Annotated in this window: 15 protein-coding genes and 1 pseudogene; 6 read left to right on the top strand and 10 right to left on the bottom strand. The window is 70.9% G+C overall.

What is annotated here, in order from left to right; genetic code table 11:
- Window positions 1–975: 975 nt before the first annotated feature.
- A complete protein-coding gene (locus A2U95_RS27665; protein WP_166027992.1) occupies window positions 976–2,874 on the bottom strand; it encodes a caspase family protein in 1,899 nt (632 codons plus the stop codon).
- Window positions 2,871–3,263 carry a hypothetical protein gene (locus A2U95_RS27670; RefSeq protein ID WP_166027994.1) on the bottom strand — a complete coding sequence of 131 codons (393 nt, stop codon included), beginning with the start codon at window positions 3,261–3,263 and terminating at the stop codon, window positions 2,871–2,873. Before A2U95_RS27670 ends, A2U95_RS27665 begins: the two co-directional genes overlap by 4 nt.
- A gap of 457 nt (window positions 3,264–3,720) precedes the next feature.
- Between A2U95_RS27670 and A2U95_RS27675 the strand changes: the two genes are divergently transcribed.
- Window positions 3,721–4,545: an alpha/beta fold hydrolase gene (locus A2U95_RS27675; protein ID WP_420857064.1), complete on the top strand. Its 825-nt coding sequence runs from the start codon at window positions 3,721–3,723 to the stop codon at window positions 4,543–4,545.
- Window positions 4,546–4,630: 85 nt separating this feature from the next.
- Here A2U95_RS27675 and A2U95_RS27680 read toward each other — a convergent pair whose 3' ends face one another.
- The gene (locus A2U95_RS27680; RefSeq protein WP_166027996.1) at window positions 4,631–5,203 is read right to left on the bottom strand and encodes a DUF4352 domain-containing protein; all 573 of its coding nucleotides are present in this window, start codon (window positions 5,201–5,203) and stop codon (window positions 4,631–4,633) included.
- 132 nt (window positions 5,204–5,335) lie between these two features.
- Window positions 5,336–6,475, bottom strand: a complete 1,140-nt coding sequence (locus A2U95_RS27685) for a PucR family transcriptional regulator (RefSeq protein ID WP_166027998.1) — start codon at window positions 6,473–6,475, stop codon at window positions 5,336–5,338.
- A gap of 86 nt (window positions 6,476–6,561) precedes the next feature.
- Between A2U95_RS27685 and A2U95_RS27690 the strand changes: the two genes are divergently transcribed.
- Together A2U95_RS27690 and A2U95_RS27695 are read left to right on the top strand one after the other, a co-directional pair.
- The gene (locus A2U95_RS27690) at window positions 6,562–7,617 is read left to right on the top strand and encodes a ferredoxin reductase (protein WP_240958244.1); all 1,056 of its coding nucleotides are present in this window, start codon (window positions 6,562–6,564) and stop codon (window positions 7,615–7,617) included.
- A 7-nt stretch (window positions 7,618–7,624) separates the two neighbouring features.
- Window positions 7,625–8,749, top strand: a complete 1,125-nt coding sequence (locus A2U95_RS27695; RefSeq protein ID WP_166028000.1) for a fatty acid desaturase family protein — start codon at window positions 7,625–7,627, stop codon at window positions 8,747–8,749.
- Window positions 8,750–8,947: 198 nt separating this feature from the next.
- On the opposite strand, the gene A2U95_RS27700 is transcribed toward A2U95_RS27695, so the two are convergent.
- Together A2U95_RS27700 and A2U95_RS27705 are read right to left on the bottom strand one after the other, a co-directional pair.
- Window positions 8,948–9,889: a serine hydrolase gene (locus A2U95_RS27700; RefSeq protein ID WP_166028001.1), complete on the bottom strand. Its 942-nt coding sequence runs from the start codon at window positions 9,887–9,889 to the stop codon at window positions 8,948–8,950.
- On the bottom strand, window positions 9,886–10,788 hold the full coding sequence (locus tag A2U95_RS27705; RefSeq protein ID WP_166028003.1) for a LysR family transcriptional regulator: 903 nt from the start codon (window positions 10,786–10,788) through the stop codon (window positions 9,886–9,888). Before A2U95_RS27705 ends, A2U95_RS27700 begins: the two co-directional genes overlap by 4 nt.
- A 145-nt stretch (window positions 10,789–10,933) precedes the next feature.
- Here A2U95_RS27705 and bla point away from each other — a divergent pair, with 145 nt between their 5' ends.
- Window positions 10,934–11,875 carry a class A beta-lactamase gene (gene bla, locus A2U95_RS27710; protein ID WP_166028006.1) on the top strand — a complete coding sequence of 314 codons (942 nt, stop codon included), beginning with the start codon at window positions 10,934–10,936 and terminating at the stop codon, window positions 11,873–11,875.
- Between the two features lie 96 nt (window positions 11,876–11,971).
- Here bla and A2U95_RS27715 read toward each other — a convergent pair whose 3' ends face one another.
- Window positions 11,972–13,066 (bottom strand): winged helix DNA-binding domain-containing protein, encoded by a 1,095-nt coding sequence (locus A2U95_RS27715; RefSeq protein WP_166028008.1) that lies wholly within the window; start codon window positions 13,064–13,066, stop codon window positions 11,972–11,974.
- 244 nt (window positions 13,067–13,310) lie between these two features.
- Window positions 13,311–13,733 carry a VOC family protein gene (locus A2U95_RS27720; RefSeq protein ID WP_166028010.1) on the bottom strand — a complete coding sequence of 141 codons (423 nt, stop codon included), beginning with the start codon at window positions 13,731–13,733 and terminating at the stop codon, window positions 13,311–13,313.
- A gap of 158 nt (window positions 13,734–13,891) precedes the next feature.
- Between A2U95_RS27720 and A2U95_RS27725 the strand changes: the two genes are divergently transcribed.
- The gene (locus A2U95_RS27725; RefSeq protein WP_166028011.1) at window positions 13,892–14,887 is read left to right on the top strand and encodes a helix-turn-helix transcriptional regulator; all 996 of its coding nucleotides are present in this window, start codon (window positions 13,892–13,894) and stop codon (window positions 14,885–14,887) included.
- Window positions 14,888–15,212: 325 nt separating this feature from the next.
- Here the strand turns inward: A2U95_RS27725 and A2U95_RS27735 are convergent, their stop codons facing one another.
- Entirely contained in the window at window positions 15,213–15,944 is a 732-nt protein-coding gene (locus tag A2U95_RS27735) for a zinc-binding dehydrogenase (protein ID WP_240958246.1), read from the bottom strand.
- A 207-nt stretch (window positions 15,945–16,151) separates the two neighbouring features.
- Here A2U95_RS27735 and A2U95_RS33880 point away from each other — a divergent pair.
- Window positions 16,152–16,710, top strand: a pseudogene (locus tag A2U95_RS33880) (transposase).
- Between the two features lie 307 nt (window positions 16,711–17,017).
- Here the strand turns inward: A2U95_RS33880 and A2U95_RS27740 are convergent.
- A complete protein-coding gene (locus tag A2U95_RS27740; protein WP_166027906.1) occupies window positions 17,018–17,362 on the bottom strand; it encodes a hypothetical protein in 345 nt (114 codons plus the stop codon).
- Between the last annotated feature and the right edge of the window lie 7 nt (window positions 17,363–17,369).

The following is a 17,369-nucleotide window of genomic DNA, read 5'->3' on the forward strand; positions in this document are numbered from 1 at the left end:
GGTTCATGAGGACGGCCGTGAGGCCGTCCAGATGAACACAACGTACATGAGCAGGAGGTCAATCAACCACGCCTGGGGGCCGTGTCGCTTGCCTCTTCCAGCTCTCCCCGTTCCCTCCCGTCCCTCCCCGAACCTCTTGGGCTCCTCCCCTCTCCGACCTGCGGAGGGGCGCCCAGACATGTACGTCACGTCAATCTAGTGCTGTCACAGGATCGTGGTACCCAGTTCCTACAACCGTGGTGGCGGTTCCTAGGAACCGTATGGCGGTCCACAGGAACCGGGCACCACGATCGCTGGAACCGGGTACCCGGTTCCTACAACAGCGGTGTGCTGTTCCCCGATCTGGCTGCCAGTTCCTACGATCGTGGTGCCGATGCATGTTCTTGCAGGTCAGAGGCGTTTTGAGGGCGGCGCTCTCTTACTTCATCAACAGGCCGCTTCACCACCGGCCGCAAACCCCCCTCGCTGCGGCCGACAGGCCGCAGCGGCAGTTCCCGTCGAGTCACCATCCCCTGCGACACGACATCCCGCCTGGGCCACAGCCGAGTCACCCGCCGCTTTCCGTCACTCGGAGGACTCCCCGGCCTCATCTCGTCACGGGTCACCTGGGCACCCACGGCATCCACGACCCCGCTGCTTTCCGGCGCGCACGGTCCGCGCCACAGTGAAACGGATTCGCGCCGGGAAGTTGCGGGGCCAGCGGGGTCCAGGGGCCGGCGAAGGCCCCTGGTACCACGCCCCTCAACCAAAGGCCTTGTCCCGGTCGAGGCCCGCGGCCCCGTAGTTGTCGGAACCTCAGGTGGCCTGGGGCGTCGGTAACCTCAGCTGTGGGCACCTTCCTGCAGGAGACTTCTGCGGCGCCTTGAGACTCGAACTTCCTCGTGCCGATCCGGCCGTAGCGCTTCCACCCTTCGACCGGCTGGGGAGCACCGTGGAGCAGACCGGACCCGCATGCGGTGCAAGAGCGCCGGGCGATCAGAGGTAGTTGCTGATGACCGGGTAGGCGATCGCCATCAGGATCGCGAGGACGAGCACCGGGACCGCCAGTACTTTCGCACTCGATGCCAGCGACTTCACCGCGTTCGTCGCCTGCCGGGGGTAGAGACGGGGGTGAGCGCTCAGGTCGTGACGGGCAAGGACCCGCAGGAGCAGCGCGATCACGGCTGTGACCAAGCAGACGGTGAGGGATGTGCTCACACCGTGACTGCTGAGGCGGTCACCGATGTCGTCGACGTTCGGCTGCTGTTCCTCCGCGGCCTTGATCGCGCCCACCACAGCGAGAATGAGGTACAAGGCCGAGATGGCGGCCAGGGCCAGGCCGGTTGCTGCGGTCACTACGGCGCGCACCGACTTGGCGGGGGGCTGCTGAGGTGACGTGGCCTCACGACGCTCCGTGGCGGAGCGGGGCTCTTCGGCGTGCTCCGCGACGGGCTGCGGTTCCAAGGGCTCCGCGGCCGGCCAGGACTCGGACACCGGCGGTTCCGAAGTCACCCGGGTCTCCCGGGTGAGCGTCTCCGGCTGGTCCTCCGAAGCCGGCGGGTGGACGACCACGGCCTCCTTCGGCCTGTCCTCCGGCTCCTGTGGCGCCGGCACCGGTGCATCGGGCGCCGTTGCCACCTGCGGCTCGACCGTGACCTCGACGTGGACCACCGACTCGTCGGCGACGCCTTTCAGTTCGATGTCCCCGGTCAGATGCCCAGGGGTGTCGGCCTCCACCGCGACGTTGAAACCGTTCGGCAGCGGTTCGACCCGCAGCCACCTTTGCGTGGACTGGGCCACGCAGTGGCGGGCGAGAGGGGGACCGCCCAGCATCACGGACTTCTCCGCGGGCGTCGACCCCTGGCGCACCTTGCCGAAGTCGAGGGAGGCGGGTGACGGCTGCAGGTGGATCACCTGGAGGGCGGCATGGGCCTGGTCTGCGATGTGGCCCAAGTCGTTGCGGGTGATCTCCTCCAGGGCCTGGCGTGCGCCCTCGGCCACGGGAAGGTCGTCGTCCCGGAGACGGCGGTCCAACTCGGTCACGGCACCCAGCCGGGTCACGACGTTCTCGCTGGTGATGGCACTCTGCAGGAAAGGCGGGGAGGGAACCGCCGCGATCTTGATGCGGCCGCGTCGGCTGTGGGCCAGCCACGGGTCCCCCTGCATCTCCACCGTGCGCTTCGGGGTTTGGTTGGGGTTCTCGTCCTGTACGCGTTCGTAGATGTAGTCGTACAGCTCGTTGAGACGTATCTCGCCGTCCTCGTCCCGGTCGGCCTCGCCGGTCCTCAGCCCTTCGACCACCGCGTGCGTGAAGACCGACGGTCGTGGTGAGGACTTTTCGGCGAGCTCGGGTCCCTCGAAGGCGTACTCCATGGAGTCGGCCGCCGTGATGACGGCCCAGCCACGCCCGCCGGGTGCTTTGTCCGTCCGGAAGGATTCGAGGACGTTCACGTCTCCTGCCGCCCGTACGGACGCTCCGCGGGAGAAGGCGCCGCCGTAACAGCAGTCGAGCAGCAGGACGGTCCGGCCGGCCCTGGTGCGGGACATACAGGTGCGGACGAACTGGGACGGGATCGCTGTGGCGTCCAGCATCCGCATCTCGGAGTCCCTGGCGGCGAAGTACAACTCGCCGGACTCGCTCTTGAGCCCGTGACACGAGAAGTGCAGCACCAAGGTGTCGTCCCGCCGGCGGTCGCTGAAGAAGTGCTGGATGCGCCGGCGCATCACGTCGGCCTGCGCGTTGCGCACGACTTCGACGTCGAAGTCGCCGATCTGCGGATCCTCCAGCACCCCGGCGAGGGCTTCGGCGTCCTGCGCGGGCGCCTTGAGCTTTTTGAGCCCTTCGTCGTCGTAGTGGTCGTTGGCGATGATCAGAGCGTGCCGGGATTCCCTCATCGCCGGGCCCCCGCACCTGAATGCTGCTCCACGAATATCCGGAAGGCGTCCGTGACCTGTTCATCGGTCGCCTTGGACACCTCGATCGCGTCGCCGTCGATTTCCAGACGGAGCGACGGATTGGAATCGTGGGAGCGGCCGAGCCATGCCCGCATCACCGTCACCACCTGGCTCAGCGCGTTCACGGAACCGCCCAGCGCCACCAGGAGTTCCCCGATTTCCGTGATGCCCGCGGCTCGCGCTCCCGGGGGGAGTTCCTTGCCGGGGACGGCCGTGACGTCGTCGACGTCGAGCTGCAGCAACTCTTCGCGCAGGTAGCCGTTCAGCCTCGCGATGTCCTCGGCCTCGGCGCCCTCTTCGATCAGCGAAATGCGCAGGTTCCTCTCCACCGGGTAAGCCTCTCTTCTCGTGCTCACACGGAGGCGCGGAGTCGGACCGCTGGGTTCTCCACGTCGTTCTCCCTCATTCTTCCTCTTTCATTCTCCGCCGCTCGGCATATGGCTGCAAACAGCCTGGTGACTGCCGGGCGATAACTCGTGGAAAACTCAACATTCTCGAGGACGGGTGTAAAGAGGTTGAATTCCAAACGGAGGGGCGTGTGTGATTGCGCGGCGGTATCCGGCTCATTCGTGCGGTTCGCCGGGTTCCGTGCAGGCGACCTCAGGGTGCCGTCCGCTTCCTGCCGCGGCGGACCACGGTCCGTGCCGCCGGAGGCGGCGAGCACGCGGGCGGCCAGGACGCCCGGACCGTCCCGGATGTCCATGGCGGCCAGGGAGGGGTACAAGACCCACTCCCGCTCACCGGCCGGGAACGGTGCTGATCACGTCGCGGAAGAGGAGGCCGAAGGTGGACTGGACGCTGGACGAGGAGTTCGAGACGCCCCAGGGGACGGTGCGGTGGAAGCGCATGGGCAGCGGGGATCCGGTCGTGCTGTTGCACGGCACGCCGTACTCCTCGTTCCTCTGGCGGGACATCGCTCCGGTGCTCGCACGCGACCGCACGGTCTTCGTCTTCGACCTTCTCGGCTTCGGCCGGTCGGACCGGCGCGAGGGCCAGGACCTCGGCGTGGCGGCTCACGCGAGGCACTTCGCCGGGCTCCTCGACCACTGGGGGCTGTCCCGTCCCAGCGTCGTCGCCCACGACATCGGCGGGGCGGTGGCACTGCGGACGATGCTGCTGGAGGGGAGGAGCTACCGGGACCTGACGCTCTTCGACGTGGTGAGCGGCGGCAAGTGGGAGCGAGGGCTCCTCCGGCTCGTCCTGGAACACCCGGAGACCTTCCAGCAGCTCCCGGACTACGCGCACGAAGCGTTGATCACCAGCCACATGCGGCGCGCCACCCACGTCGGTTTCCGGCCGGAGGTCCTCGAGACGTTCCTCGCGCCGTGGCGGGGGGCCCAGGGGCAGGCCGCGTTCTACCGCCAGTACGGCCAGCTCAGGCAGGCGGACACCGCCGGGTACGAGGACCTGCTGGGCGACGTGTCGCTGCCGGTGAGGATCATCTGGGGCCGTGAGGACCGCATCCTCCCGCCGGAGGACGCCGAATGGCTGCGCGAGCGGATCCCGCACGCCGAACTGCACTGGATCGAGGGTGCGGGCCACCTCCTCCAGGAGGACGCCCCGGGGCGGCTGCTGGCCCTCCTCACCGCCGAGTTCCCCTCCCGGGAGTGAAAGGGCCGCAGGTTCACGAGCTGCCGCGGGGCTCGCCTCGTCGCCACCGGGGGCGGGCGGGGCCGCCCGCGGGTGTGCCCGGCCGTCAGGGCACGCGCCACTCGCCGGTGTCGTCGGCGAAACCGCTGTTCATCGTGAACTGGATCTCGGTGATCCTCGATTCCTCCGGCACCTTGAAGGTGACGTGTCCCAGCGCGGTGTCGCCGACGGAGAGGGTCGTCGTGCCGGTGAAGCCCGGGCCGGCGGTGGTCTCGGCGATCCAGGAGCTGAACTCCTGCCCCTGGTCGTCGACGACCTCGGCGCTGTTGACGGGGGCGTCGCGGTACTGCTGCGAGCCGGTGTTGTGCAGACGGAACTGGACGGCGACGTACCGTTCCCCTGTTCCGGGAGCGGGGCCCTCGCCGGTCGCCGGGTCGACCACCTTCACCACGGTGACCGCGAGCTTCTCGCCCTCCTTCATCCCCGTCAGGTGGACGGTGTCGCCCACCTCGGCATCGGTGGGCGAGGGGCTGCTGCGAGCCGGTGTGTGCGGGCCGGCGGGAGCCGCGGACCGTGCCGCGGCGCCGTTCGCCGGCGCTTCCGTGACGGTCCGGTCGCCGTAGGCGGTGCCGCCGACGGCGAGGACCGCTGCCAGTGCGAATGCCGACAGACGAGACATGCTGTCCCCCTGGCCTCGGCGCCCGGTGGGGCGCGGCCTTGTGTTCAGGACCATCGTCCCTCCGACGGCGGGGAACCGCACGGGAGCCGTCCTTCGCCCGCGTCCGGCCGGCCCGGGCCGGGGCGGTACTCGTCAGCCGGCCCGAAGACCGAGCGCCAGCGTCAGTTCCAGGACCCGGTGCGGCGATGCGAGATCCGGAAACAACTCCCGCAGCTGCGACATCCGGTACCGGACCGTCTGGGGATGGACGAACAGCTCCGCCGCCACCTCGTCCCGCCTGCCCTGGTGCAGCAGCCACGCCCGCAGCGTCTCCTCCAGCCGCCGTGCGGTCGCGTCGGGCAAGGTCCGCAACGGTGCGAGGGCCCGGGCGCGCAGGTCCGCGAACGCGTCCACGTCGGCGCTCAGCACCAGTTCGGGCAGGTGGTCCTCGGTGTCTCGGATGTCGCAGGAGAGGGAGCGCGCGCGTACGGCTCGCGCGTACGAGGCGGACACACGGGTCCAGGGCCGGGCCGGGCCGACCACGGCGGTGCGGTCGGTCAGCTGCCGCAGGAGATGCGGCCGGTCGGCATCGGGGACGAGCAGCACACCGGTGGCGTCCGGCAGGTCGTCGAGGACGAGGGTGCTGGGATCGAGCGCGCGGTAGGCGGGCCGGGCCTGGGCGGCGGGCAGCAGGACCGCGGTCAGCGACACCGGAGGCTGCCACCCGGCCCGTTGGGCGGAGGTCAGCAGCACGTCCGGGCTCGCGCCGGCGAGGAGGTCGCGGGCCAGGTGTTCCAGCTGGCGCTCGTGCTCCCTGCCGCGGGCGGCCAGTTCGTCGGCATGGCCGGCGGCGCTCGCGGCGGAGAGCTCGTCGATGTAGGCGAAGGTCAGCTCGGCGAACTTGGCGACCTCGGCGGCGGGCAGGCCCGCGGGTACGGCACCCGCCGCCAGGCATCGCCAGGCCACGCGGGCGCCGACGCGGTAGGCGCTGAGCAGGGCGTCCATCGAGCGGCCGTCGCGCACCTCGCCGCGGCCCAGCTCGTAGGCCGCGTCACCGCCGTCGCCGCCCGTGGCGTTCCCGCTCGCGAGGTCCAGGTAGTGCCCCAGGGCGGTGCGGACGGCCCGGCGGATGGTGGCGCCCATGTGGCCCGAAAGGGCGTTGGCGTAGGGAGGAACCTCGTCGATGATCGCCTGCACGACTTCGTCGGCGGTGGTCTTCAGCGCGGCCCGAAGTGCTGTGACCGTCGTCTCGTCCAGGGCCAGTTCGCTGGCCCTCCGGATGGCATGGTTCATCTTTTTGTTCCCTGCGAACAATGTGGCCGATCAGATTTACGTCCTGCGGTCAGGACTTTACGCCTTGGGCGCAGCAAGCTGGAGTCATGACGAGTGCAGCCCTGCGCAGCAGGGCGTGGAAACTGCTGGAAATGGTCACGACGCCGGTGTTGCCGTCGGACTACCTCGACCTGGTCAGCCCGCTGCGCGCGGGCGCCGATCTGCGGGGGCGCATCGAGGCGGTGCACTCCGAGACGGGTGACGCCGCGACCATCGTGATCAGACCGGGACGCGGCTGGCGCGGCCACACGGCCGGGCAGTACGTGCGGATCGGGGTCGACGTCGACGGGGTGCGCCTGTGGCGCGCCTACTCCGTCACCTCGCCGACGAACCGCAAGGACGGCCGCATCACGATCACCGTGAAGGCGATCCCGGACGGCAAGGTCAGCAACCACCTGGTCCGCAAGGTGAAGCCGGGCACGCTGATCCAGCTCGACCAGGCGACCGGTGACTTCGTGCTGCCGCGGGCCAAGCCCGCCAAGGTGCTCTTCCTGACGGCCGGCAGCGGCATCACGCCCGTGATGGGCATGCTGCGCGACACCGGGTTCGACGACGTCGTCATGGTCCACTGCGCGCCCCGGCCGCAGGACGTGATCTTCCGCGACGAACTGCACCGCCTGGCCGCGGACACGAAGCTGCGGCTCACCGAGGTGCACACCGCCACGGACGGCGTGCTCGACATCGCCCGCCTCGGCGAACTCGTGCCCGACTGGGCCGAGCGCGAGACCTGGGCCTGCGGGCCCGCGGGCCTGCTCGACGCCGCCGAGGAGCACTGGAGCGAGCACGGCGCCCAGGAGCGCCTGCACACCGAACGCTTCCGTCCCAGCATCGTCGTCGCCGGCGACGGCGGCGAGGTTACGTTCAGCACCACCGGCAAGACGGTCGACGCGGACGGCGCCACGCCGTTGCTGGACGTCGGCGAGGAGGCCGGTGTGCTCATGCCCTCCGGGTGCCGCATGGGCATCTGCTTCGGCTGCGTCTCGCCGCTCAAGGCGGGCGCCGTCCGCGACCTGCGCACCGGCGAGATCACCGAGGCCGAGCCGGGCGTCCTCATCCAGACCTGCGTGTCCGCCGCGGCGGGCCCCTGCGACATCGAACGGTAGGAACATCTTGACCGCAATCGACCCCACCGCCCACCTGACCGCCGAGCAGATCGAGGAGCTCGGCCGCGAGCTGGACGCGATCCGCGACGAGGTGATCGCCGACCGCGGCGAGAAGGACGCCGCCTACATCCGCAAGGTCATCTCGGCGCAGCGCAAGCTCGAGCTGGCCAGCCGGGGCGTGCTGCTGTTCTCGTTCTTCCCGCCCGCGTGGATCCTCGGCACCGCCGGTCTGTCCGTGGCGAAGATCATGGACAACATGGAGATCGGCCACAACGTCCTGCACGGCCAGTGGGACTGGATGCGGGACCCGAAGATCCACTCCACCACCTGGGACTGGGACCACGTCTCGCCGGCCGACCAGTGGAAGCACTCGCACAACGAGCTGCACCACACGTACACCAACGTGGTCGGCAAGGACAACGACCTCGGCTACGGCATCATGCGCGTCGACGAGGACCAGAAGTGGCGCCCGTTCCACCTCGGCCAGCCGCTGTGGAACTTCATCAACGCCTGCTTCTTCGAGTACGGCATCGCGGCGTACGACCTGGAGCTCGGCAAGAACCTGCACAAGCGCCGCCGCAAGAACCCGGAGTTCCGCGCGCGGGCCAGGGCCGTGGGCCGCAAGATCCGCAAGCAGGTGCTCAAGGACTACGTGATCCACCCGCTGCTGTCGGGCCCGTCGTTCCTCACCACGCTCGCTGCCACGTTCACCGCGAACCTGGTCCGCAACCTCTGGTCCCACTCGGTGATCATGTGCGGGCACTTCCCCGAGGGCGTGCAGGTCTTCGAGCGCCGGTCGATCGAGGGCGAGACGCGCGGCCAGTGGTACCTGCGCCAGATGATGGGCTCGGCGAACATCAGCGGCAGCAAGGCCATGCACTTCATGACCGGCAACCTGTCGCACCAGATCGAGCACCACCTGTTCCCGGACCTGCCGAGCAACCGGTACGCCGAGGTCTCGGTGAAGGTGCGCGCGCTGTTCGAGAAGTACGAGCTGGAGTACGTCACCGGGTCGCTGCCCAAGCAGGTGTTCTCCGCGTGGCACAAGGTCTTCCGGCTCTCGCTGCCGAACAAGAAGCCCAAGGTCGGGACGCCGGAGCGCGAGCGCGAGCGGGAGCTCGTCGCGGCCTGACTCCCGGTGCTCGCCGCCCTGCGCCCACCCCGGCTCCGCGGCCGGGGTGGGCGGATGTTGCCGCGCCCGCGGCGCGGCACCGACATGACGGCCGCGTTCCCCGGAGTCGCGTTCCTCGTACCGCTCCTCCGCGTGAAGCTCTGCGCAGGCGGGCGGCCCGTCGCCCGGCCCGCTGTCGTCACGAACTGGATGGGCACCCTAGACCCATCTCGAGCGGAGCTCGTCACGCAGGCGCCGGGCCACCTGGCCCATGAGGGCGTCGGCGCCCGGCTGCCTGCCGGCGGCCACCCGTGACTCGGTCAGGACGGCCACGGCATAGGTCTGGCCGTCGGCGTGTTCGACGACGCCGGCCTCGTGGCGCAGGTTGAGCAGCATGCCCGTCTTGGACGACCACGTGGAGGCGTCGGAATCGAAGTCCGGGGCGAGGCGGTTGCGCACGAGGTTGTTGGCCATGAGGCCGCGCACCCGTGCCGCGACGTCGGGGTGGATCGCCGGGGGCCCGGCGCCCTCGGCACCGGGCCGCGACTGCCAGAGTGCCTGCAGGAGGTCGACGAAGGCCCGCGCCGTCCCGGTGTTGGCGCGCGAGATGTCGAGTTGCGGCACCCGGTGGCCGCGCCCGGGGGTGCCGGCGTCGATCGCGAGGGCGTGCGCGAGGTGTACGTCCGCCGGGTCGAAACGCTCCACCGGGGTTTCCATCAGCTCGCGCATGGTGTGCCGGACGGTGATGCCGCGCAGCCCGAACTCGTGCAGGACCGCCCCGACCCGGTCGGGCGGGGTGAGTGCGAAGAGGGCGTCGGCGGCGCTGTTGTCGCTGATGCAGGTGCTGAGGTAAAGCAGGTCCTCCACGGCGATGTGGGCGGCGTGCTGGAACCGGCTGAGGCCGGTCGGGCCGGGGGTCGTGATCCGCCCGGGCGGCACCACGATCACCGCGGCGCCGTCGAGTTCCCCGCGCCGGATGCGTTCCAGTGTCACCAGGGCGAGCGGGATCTTCACGAGGGATGCGACGGGCAACTCGATGTCGGGGTCGATACCGATCTCGTCGCCCGTCTCCAGGTCCCGGACCAGGAACGAGCCGTACAGCCCGCCGTCGCGCAGCGTCCGGCGAAGCTCCCCGAGCAGCCTCTCGGTACCCGTGGTCATGCGGCTGCCTCCGAGTGCTCCGTGGCGCCGAGGCACCGGGCGATGCCGTACGCGCAGGCCTGGCACAGGCGGATCGCATCGGCGTCCGACTCGTCCGCCACGGCCAGGGAGAAGCCTCGTGCGAAGCCGGGGCCGAGTTCGCCGACGGGCCGCCAGTGGAGGTGGAGTTCGCGGGCCTGCGCGGCCGAGCACAGCAGCGCGTCGCCCCTGCTCAGCACGTCCGCCGCGGCGGCGGCCACAGCGGGTGCGACGGCCAGTTGGGCCGGGCGCAGCCCGACGGCGTCGCGCAGGCGGGCGAGACGGTCCCGGACGTGCGGCACGTCGTCCTCCGGCTGAAGCAGCACGCGCCGCGGCCGCCGGTCGCGGTCGGCCCGGCCGGGGCGCAGGGTGTCCAGGTAGATCGGCCCTTGCGGGTCGTCCGCGACCGCCAGTCCCAGCGGCACCGTCCAGGCCGCCCCGGTGGGTGCCACCGCGAGCAGCGCCGCACGCACATGCCGGGACGTGACGAGGTCGGACCGCTCCGCGGGCCCTGCGGGACACGGGTCGAGGAGGACTCCGTGGCCGTGCGCCTCCGCGATGAGGCGGGCGAGGGCTCCGGTGGGACAGATGGCGGGAACGGCGAGCCGCAGTGGCCGGCGCCGCGCGGCCTCCGCCTCGTTGTCGAACCGATCGGCCGACCGCACGAGTTGTCTCGCCGACGGCAGCATGTCCCGGCCGAACGGCGTCAGCGTCACCGTCCGCGACGACCGGTCCAGCAGCCGCTCGCCCAGGCGCTGCTCCAGCGCGGCGATGCGGCGGCTCACGACGGACTGGGCCGTCCGGGCCGCTGCCGCGCCCGCCGTGAAACTGCCGTGCTCGCTCACACTGACGAACGCGCGGCATGCCGCAACAAGATCCACGCGCCCTACTATGCCAAAACAGCATGGAGTTGAACGTCCGCGTCTTGGACCTCGGCGACCCATGGGCCGGAGAGTGGTCGCCGCCCAGGGCTTTCCCCGGGCTCGCACGGTCCACGTGTCCTTCGACGGCTTGGAGGTCCATTCCATGACGTACCCGCTTCGCATCCGCCGGGGTGCCGCCTGGGCGGCGGCCGGCTTGCTCGCGCTCGCCGTCCTTCCGGCGTGCGGTCAGCAGACCGAGTCCGCGCCCGGCTCACCGGCCGCCTCGAAGCGGTCGGCATCGTCGGCTGCGGCCACTGGACCCACCGCTCCCAGGTTCCGGGCACTGGAGCGGGAGTTCGACGCGCGGCTCGGCGTCTACGCCCTGGACACCGGCACGGGCCGGTCGGTCGGCCACCGGGCGGACGACCGGTTCGCGTACGCCTCCACGTTCAAGGCGCTGGCGGCGGGCGCCATCCTCCGGAAGTACGGGACGGACGGCATCGACAAGGTGGTCACGTACTCGCGGAACGACGTGGTCGCGAACTCGCCGGTGTCCGAGAACTTCGTCGGGACCGGCATGAGTCTGCGGGGGCTGTGCGCCGCCACTCTCCGGTACAGCGACAACACGGCGGTCAACCTGCTCCTCGACGAGCTCGGCGGCCCCGACGGCCTGGAGGAGGTGCTGGAGGAGTTCGGCGACGACGTCACCGAGATGGACCGGTACGAGCCGGAGATGAGCGACGGCACACCGGGCGACATCCGCGACACGAGCACACCGCGTGCGATGGCGGAGAGCCTGCGGGCGTTCCTGCTCGGCGACGCCCTGGAACGGGACGAACGCGAGCTTCTGCGGCAGTGGATGACGACGAACATGACCGGCCGGACGCTCATCAGGGCGGGTGTTCCCGACGGCTGGGACGTGGCCGACAAGAGCGGCTCCGCCGGATACGGGGGCCGCAACGACATCGCCGTGGTGTGGCCGGAGGACGGCGGCGACCCCATCGTCATGGCGGTCATGTCCACCCGCGGCAAGCAGGGCGCCGACCGCCGCGACGCCCTCATCGCCAAGGCCGCCACCGTGGCGGCCGACGCCCTGGGCCGTTAGGGCGCATGTCGAGTCTGATCAATCTGCGGGACTCGCCCTCTCGGCGGGCCTGGAGCGGCAGCGGTCTCCGCATCCGTCGGCCCCCCCGCCCCGTGCTCACCGCGCGCTGTCGAGCTGGACGTCCTCGACGCCTTCGTCCAGGAAGGCGGCCAGGTCCTGGGCCTCGGCGCGGACGGCTTCTTGTTCCGGGGCGGTGAGGGGGCGGAGGGGGCTGATGCGAAGTCGGTGGTCGCGCACGGTCCAGGTGGCGGTGACGCGTCCGTCGACGAGGACCGTACGGTGGCCCGCCACGGACAGACCGAGGTGGGCGGCGTCGATGATGCGGCTGCGGTCGTGGTAGCCGAGGACGGCGTTGTCGAAGGCCGGCAGGAACCGGACGGGGGCCGGGGTGTCGGGGTGGGGACGGGGTGCGTCGGGCAGGTCGAACAGTTCGCGGCCGCGTTCGTCGCGGAAGACGACGAGTTCTTCCCGGCAGGCCTTGACGGCGGTGGGAAGGCCGGCGAGGCCGCACCAGGCGCGCAGGTCCGCGCCGGCGGCGGGTCCGTAGGCGGCGAGGTAGCGGCGCAGCAGCCGTTGTCCGACGGGATCGCCGTCCCCGGTGGGCAGGGGGTCGACGTCCCGCCCCAGCCAGGTGGCCAACGGCAGGTTGCGCACGCCTGCCCTCTGCCGCCACAGGCCGCGGGGCGGGAGCTGGGCCATGGGGACGAGGGCCGCGACGAGCAGCTCGCCCAGGGCGCGGCGTGGCGGGCCGGGCCAGCGGTCCTCGAGGGCCTGCACGAGTTCGCGCATGGTGCGGGGCTGCTGGTCGGCCGTCACCGCGCGGCCGGCGGCGGCGACCTCGTCCACGTCGATGCCGGCCAGTTCGCTCCGGTAGGTGGCCAGGACTCGTTGCCGGAGCATGGTGTCGTGGCGGGCCCGCCAGGCGAGCGCGTCGTCCGCGGTGACGAGGTGGACGGTGCGGCGCATCAGGTGGGTGCGCACCACCGTGCGGCCGGTCAGCGCGTCGTCCAGCCGTCCGGGTGCGAAGTCGGTCAGGCGGGACCACAGGCCGATGAAGGGTTCCTGGGGTTCTTGCGCCTGCAGGCCGCACAGGTGGGCCACCGCCTCGGGCACGGAGGCGTCGGTGCGCGCGAGCAGGTGCTGGCGGGCGAGGGTGGCGCGGTTGAGGGCGCGGTTGTCGAGGACGGTCATGGCGTGCTCCGGCTGCGGCTCGGTCGTGGGACGGGCGTCGGCGCGGGTCTCGTGCGGGTGGGAGAGAGGTGCGGGAGGCGTCCGGAGGGCCGACGCCGATGCCGGTCCGTCCCGCGTCCCGGCATTCGCATCCGCACGGTGACCCGTTTCCTTCCGTTGCTGTAGGTGTTCGGTGCCCGCGCCGTCCGGGCCGCGCGTGTCGCCGCGGTGGCCCGGACGGGGCGGTTCACGTCGGCCGGCCGGTTCAGCCGTTGTAGGGGGCGGTGACGTCCAGGACCCAGGTGACGCCGAAGCGGTCGGTGAGCATGCCGTACAGCGGCGCCCAGGGTGCGGGCTCCAGCGGGCGCACGACGGCCGAGCCCTCGGCGAGCTTGCCCCACAGGGCGCCGATCTCCTCGGCGTCGTCACCGCGTACGGAGACGAAGAACGGGTTCTCGCCCTGGTTCCAGGGCAGGTGCGAGGGCACGTCGTAGGCCATGACGTGGAAGCCGTCGTCGCCGGTCACCTCGCCCCACATCACCCAGTCCGCCTCGCTCTCGTTCCGCACGGCGCCCGCGTCCTTGTAGGTGACCGCGACGGTGCGTCCGCCGAAGACGGACCGGTAGAAGTCCAGTGCTTCGCGTGCGGTGCCCCGGAAGTTCAGGTGGGTGGTGGTTGTGACGGACATGGGCTGCTCCTTGCGCGGTGTGACGGATGCGCCGCCGGCCCGTCCAGTCCGGGCGGCGGCCGCCGTGACCAGGAGTGGTGTCTCCTGAGCGGCTTGTACGCCACCTTGGCAGGAGTACCGGACAGGGTGCGTCCTCTACTTGGGGGAGCATGGATCCCATGCAGAAGACGTCCTCCCGGCTGCTCGCGCTGCTCTCGTTGCTCCAGACCCACCGTGACTGGTCCGGTGAGGACCTCGCCGGGCGTCTGGACGTCACCTCGCGCACCGTGCGCCGTGACATCGACCGGCTGCGCGGTCTCGGCTACCCGATCACCACCGTCAAGGGACCTGCCGGTGGTTACCGGCTGGAGGCCGGCACCCGCATGCCGCCCCTCCTGTTCGACGACGGCCAGGTCGTCGCCCTGGCCGTCGCGCTGCAGACCGCGGCCACCGGCACCGCCGTCGCCGAGGACGCCGCCCGGGCCCTGGCCACCCTCCGCCAGGTCATGCCGTCCCACCTGCGCCACCGCATCGACCTGCTGCGCGCCACCGCCGTCCGGCCGCCCGCGGCCGGTGACACCCCCGAGGTGGACCCCCAGGTCCTGATGGAGCTCAGCCGTGTCATCCACGCCCGCCAGGAACTGCGCCTCGACCACACCCCGGGCTCCGGCCCGGGCGCCTCGGCCGGTGTCCCCCGCCGCGTGCAACCCCACCACCTGGTCACCTGGCGCCACCGCTGGTACCTCGTGGCCTGGGACCTCGACCGGGACGACTGGCGCACCTTCCGCGTCGACCGCGTCCGGCCCCGCACACCCGCCGGTCCCCGCTTCACCCCGCGCGAACTCCCCGGCGGCGACGTCTCCACCTTCATCACCGGCCGGTTCCGCGGCAACGACGGCACCACCACCGACTGGCCCTGCCGGGGCGAGGTCGTCCTCCACCTCCCGGCCGCCGACGTCGCCCCCTTCGTCCAGGACGGGATCGTCGAGGAACTCGGCCCCCGCCGCTGCCGGCTCATCCTCGGCTCCTGGTCCTGGACCGGACTCGCCACCGCCCTCGGCCACTTCGACACCGACCTCGAAGTCGTCGGCCCACCGCAACTGGCCACGGCGTTCGCAGACCTCGCCGCCCGCTACGCCCGCGCCGCGGGCCCGGGGACCGGTCCGCCGCCGTGAGGACGAACCGCGCCGCGCCGCTCACCCGTCCGCCCCGGTGGCCCTGCTCGGCCGGGCGGCCGGGCGGGCGGCGGTCCTCTCCCCGGCCCGCTGTCTGACCAGCCCCTCCCCGGCGGCTGCTCGGAGCCGGAGCTCCGAGCAGCCCTCATCAGCCTTCGGCACTCGCGCGGTCACCATCACGGGGTTCGGACCGCCGGCACCGGCACCGGCTACGACGCGGACCTGACGGACACGGCGGCGGCCGTGCCGGTCAGGCCGCGAGGCCGGCTTCGCGGTCGGCGGGACCGCAGGACCGGTCGCCAGGGCGCGGGCGGTGCGACTCCACTCAGCGAAGTGCGCCGTCCTGTTCACTGCCGATCAGCAGCAGTGACTTGCCCACGGTGGTGCGCGCGGCCAGAGCGCGGTGGGCGTCGGCGGCTTGTCCCAACGGGTAGGTGGCGCCGATCACCGGGCGCAGGCGTCCCTCGGCGGCGTGCTCCAGCGCCAGGCCCAGCAGCTCCCGGACGGTCTCCTGGTCCGGCGGGCCGTCCATGAGCGGCATGAGCAGCCGTATGCCTCGGCGGGCGGCCGATTCCCGGTCGAGGGAGGCGAAGCCGTCGGCGATGCCGTAGGTGACGAACCGTCCGCCGTCCGCGAGCGCGTCGACGGTGGTCGCACCGAGTGCTCCGCCCGCGCCGTCGTAGACCAGCGCGGCACCGCCGCCGGTCGCCTCGCGCACCTGCTCGATCCAGTCCGTCCGCGTGTAGTCGACGACGACCTCGGCGCCCAGGTCGCGGGCCAGGGCCCGCTTGGCGTCACTGGACGCGGCGGCCACCACCCGGGCTCCGGCGTCGACGGCCAGCTGCACCAACAGCGTGCCTGCCCCTCCGGCCGCCGCCGAGACCAGGACCCATTCCCCTTTTCGCGGCGTTCCCAGCCGGTGCAGGTTGAGTGCGGTCACGCCGTCGTGCACCAGTGCGGCCGCCGTTACGGAGGCCAGCCCGTCCGGGACCGGCATGATCTCCCCCTCACCCGCGACGACCTGTTCGGCGTAACCGGTGCCGGTCCGTACGACCACCCGCCGGCCTAGCCAGGCCGGGTCCACTCCGTCACCGATTGCCAGCACCTCACCCGCTCCGCCACCACCAGCCCCGTCCGGGACATCCAGGTCCTGCCCGGCATCCACAACCGACTCCGCGATCGCCGGCTGCTGCCCGCACAGCACCTGGTCGACGGCGGCTACATCTCCACCGCCCTGCTGAACAACTCCGCACGCGATGACCGCATCCAGCTCGTCGGGCCGGTCAAGGCGAGCGGAGCATGGCAGAAGAAGGAGCGGACCGGCTTCACCCGCGACGACTTCACCGTCGACTTCGACCAGCGCCAGGTCACCTGCCCCAACGGCCGGACCAGTACCACTTGGATCGCGGCCCCGGCCATGGCGCCCTACACCGTCACCCGGTTCGCCTCACGGCAGTGCGACCCCTGTCCGGACCGTCCCGCCTGCACACGGGGAAAGTCCGCCCGCACCGTGAACTTCCTCTCCCGCCATCTGCACGAACTCCAGGCCGGCAACCGACCCCCGCTGGAAACGGCTCTACGCCACCCGGTCCGGCACCGAAGGCACCATCTGCGAACTCGTCAACACCCACCGAGCCCGCCGAAGCCGCTACCACGGCCACCGAAAGACCCACGTCCAACACGTCCTGACCGGCATCGCCATCGACATCGAACGCCTCGCCTCACGAGCGCATCCCCATAACCTCAGAGGTCTCACGGCGTTCCAGCTCTACCTCGACTCACGCGACCTGACCTGGGAATGCTGGTGGCGACAAGGCAAATGAGCTCGGTCCTCAAGATCCCCGACAGAGTCGCTCAGTGCGGAAATGCGGCAGTTGCGTTCACCAAGGGATTGCGCCGGACTCCTGGAAGGAGACCATGAACCAGATCACCAGGGGCATGAGGACAAGGAGAATGAATGCAGCGAGGAACTTTGTCCATGCCGCTGTCTTGCCGGGTTCTTGAGTCGGCATGATCGCTCCGGATGGCCGTCTGGGCGTAGCCCATTGTCGACGCCTGCCAGATGGTAGCTCTTGCGGCTGGGGGGTCTCTGAGTTGCAAGAGAACTTGCTGCCACTGAGGCTTTTACGATCACTGCTGAGACTTCTTCAGCCGCTGCCAGCAGATGATATTGCAGGTCAGAGAGACGAAGGGATCATGGAGTTCGAGGCGGCGTTCCCATCGCATGGCGAAGCGTTTGAGCTGGTGGAGCAGGGTGAAGGTCTGCTCCACGACGCAGCGCAGCTTGCCCAGGCTCTTGATGTCCGAGGCACCCTTACGTGAGATCACGAGCATGATGCGTCGGCGTTGCAGCTCGCGCCGCACGGCTTTCGAGTCGTACGCCTTGCCACCCAAGACGGATCCGGGGCGCTGGCGTGGACGCCCCGGACGTCCAGCCACAGGTGGGATGCCGTCGGCCAGGCTCAGAGCATGCATTCTGAGA

The organism is Streptomyces chilikensis, assembly GCF_001642695.1.
GTDB classification, from domain to species: Bacteria; Actinomycetota; Actinomycetes; order Streptomycetales; family Streptomycetaceae; genus Streptomyces; species Streptomyces chilikensis.